Genomic DNA, 470 nt, shown 5'->3' on the forward strand with positions numbered 1-470 from the left:
CCCTCTTTCCCCTCTCTCCCCTCCCTTCGTTCTCCCTCTCTTCCTTTCTCTCTTCCCGCATCTTCTTTTTATCTACCTTTCACCTCCCTTCATCCTCTCCCTCATCCCCTTATGACTTCCTCCTCCTTCCTCCTTCTTCCCTCTCTTCCTCCTACCCTTACTCTTCTACTGTCCCTTCCTCTTCCTCGTCTCTCCTTCTTCCCTTTTGCTTTTCTCTTCCCGGTCCCTTCTTTCCCTTCCTTCCTTCCTTCCCCTTCTCTTCCACCGCATTATCCATTGCCTCCCCTACTCCTTTCTGCCGTTCGGCCATTTGTTTGATTTCTTCGTTCTTCACACCCTGTATTCTCCCTGTTTGTATTGCTCGCCCTTTCTTCTCCGACTGCCGTTCTCCCTTGTATGTTTCTTCGACCCTGCAGTCTCACCTTCCTCCCCTTCGTCATTGAGTTCCACCGCATGCCAATTATTTCTGC

1 protein-coding gene is annotated in these 470 nt (G+C 50.9%); it reads right to left on the reverse strand.

The genetic code is table 11. From position 1 onward, the window contains the following. Positions 1–157: 157 nt before the first annotated feature. Positions 158–310, reverse strand: a complete 153-nt coding sequence (locus tag Tanf_RS15000; RefSeq protein ID WP_161794926.1) for a hypothetical protein — start codon at positions 308–310, stop codon at positions 158–160. Between the last annotated feature and the right edge of the window lie 160 nt (positions 311–470).

It is taken from the genome of Tannerella forsythia (assembly GCF_001006485.1).
Lineage (GTDB): Bacteria > Bacteroidota > Bacteroidia > Bacteroidales > Tannerellaceae > Tannerella > Tannerella forsythia.